This window comes from Streptomyces sp. NPDC038280 (assembly GCF_055600045.1).
Map to the genome: position 1 here is coordinate 1 of NZ_JBVJYZ010000044.1, position 2089 is coordinate 2089.

The 2089-nt window shown below is 68.4% G+C and carries 1 protein-coding gene; it reads left to right on the forward strand.

Annotated features, from left to right (window positions below):
* The coding region (locus tag ACZ7J0_RS33725; protein ID WP_470893898.1) for a condensation domain-containing protein at positions 1 to 2089 on the forward strand (2089 nt) is incomplete at both ends.

Sequence of the window (2089 nt, forward strand, 5' to 3'; positions counted from 1 at the left end):
GACGACTTCTTCGATCTGGGCGGCCACTCGCTGCTCGCGGTGCGCCTGGTCAGCCGTATTCGTGCGGTTCTGGGCGTCGAGGTCGAGATCCGGGAACTGTTCGAGGAGCCGACGGTGGCGGGCCTGGCGGACCGTCTTGCCGGTGCCCGCGCGGCACGTACGGCGTTGACCGCCAGGGAACGCCCGGAGCGGATCCCGCTCTCGTACGCGCAGAGGCGGCTCTGGTTCATCGGGCAGTTGGAGGGCCCGAGCTCCACCTACAACGTTCCAGTGGCGCTGCGTCTTGCGGGTGACGTGGACCGGGACGCCCTGGAAGCGGCGCTGCGGGACGTGCTCGCGCGGCATGAGGTGCTGCGTACGGTCTTCGAGGTCGCCGATGGCGAGCCGTACCAGCGGATCGTCGGCATCGACGAGCTGGACTGGCACCTGCCGCTGGTCGAGGTGGCCCCGGCGGAGCTGGACGGCGCGGTGGTGGCGGCGTCGGAGCACGCCTTCGACCTCGCGGTCGAAGTACCTTTCCAGGCCTGCCTGATCAGAACGGGTGCCGACGATCAGGTGCTCGTCGTGGTCATGCACCACATCGCGAGCGACGGGTGGTCCAAGCGTCCACTGGCGCGTGATCTGTCGGTGGCGTACGCGGCGCGGTGCGAGGGCAAGGCGCCGGAGTGGGAGCCGCTGCCGGTGCAGTACGCGGACTACGCGCTGTGGCAGCGGGACCTACTGGGCGACGAGCGCGACGGTCAGAGTGTCATTGCTCGTCAGGTCACGTACTGGCGCGCGGCGTTGGACGGTGTCCCGGAGGAGCTGGAGCTGCCGGCCGACCGTGTGCGGCCGGTGGTGCCCTCGCATCTGGGGCACAACGTCCCGCTCGTCGTTCCGGCGGAGGTACATGCCCGCCTTGTGGAGGTGGCGCGCGCCGAGGGCGTGACCCCGTTCATGGTGTTGCAGGCGGCGCTGGCGATGCTGCTGTCGAAGCTGGGCGCCGGGACGGACATCCCGATCGGCGCCCCCGTGGCGGGCCGCACGGATGAGGCGCTGGACGACCTGGTCGGGTTCTTCGTCAACACCCTGGTGCTGCGTACGGACCTGGCCGGCGATCCGACGTTCCGAGAGGTCCTCGGTCGTGTACGGGAGACGAGTCTGTCCGCGTTCGCACACCAGGATGTGCCGTTCGAACGGCTCGTGGAGGAGCTGGCGCCGGCCCGGTCGCTGGCCCGGCATCCGCTGTTTCAGGTGATGCTGAAGGTACAGAACACCGGCGAGGCCATCCTCGACCTGCAAGGAGTGCAAGCCGGTGGCGTAGGGACCGGCGAGTCGGCGGCGAAGTTCGACCTGGATGCTTCGGTCACCGAGGTCTTCGACGAGACCGGTGCCCCGGCGGGGCTGCGCGGTTCCGTGGTCGCCTCGGCGGACCTGTTCGATGAGGTTACGGCCGAGCGGCTCGTGGCCCGATGGGCCCAGGTGATTGAGGTGCTGGTCACCGATCCGGGGACGCGGCTGAGTGGGGTGCAGGTGCTGGACGGGCCCGAGCGCCGGCGGATGCTGGTGGAGTGGAACGGCCCGGTGGTGGAGACAGTCGGGGACGCGACGGTGGTGGGTCTGTTTGAGGCGCAGGTGGTGCGGGCGCCGGGGGCTGTGGCGGTTGTCGCGAACGGTGTTGAGGTGTCGTACGGCGTTTTGGATGGTCGTGCGAATCGGTTGGCGCGTTTGCTGGTGGAGCGGGGTGTGGGCCCCGAGTCGTTGGTGGGGGTGTGTCTGGGGCGTGGTGTCGAGACGGTGGTGGCACTGCTTGCGGTGCTGAAGGCCGGGGGTGCGTATCTGCCGATCGACCCGGAGTATCCGGCTGACCGGATCGCCTACATGCTTGATGACGCGGCTCCGGTGCTGGTTATTGCTTCGCAGGAGACCGTAGCGGCTCTGTCGGAGTTCGGCGCGTCCGTGCTGGTTCTGGATGATGCGTCGACTGTGGTGGCGATAGCGGAGTTTGACAGTGGTTCGCTGGGTGTGGTGATTCGGTCTGAGTCTCCGGCGTATGTGATTTATACGTCGGGTTCGACGGGGCGTCCGAAGGGTGTGGTGGTTGAGCATC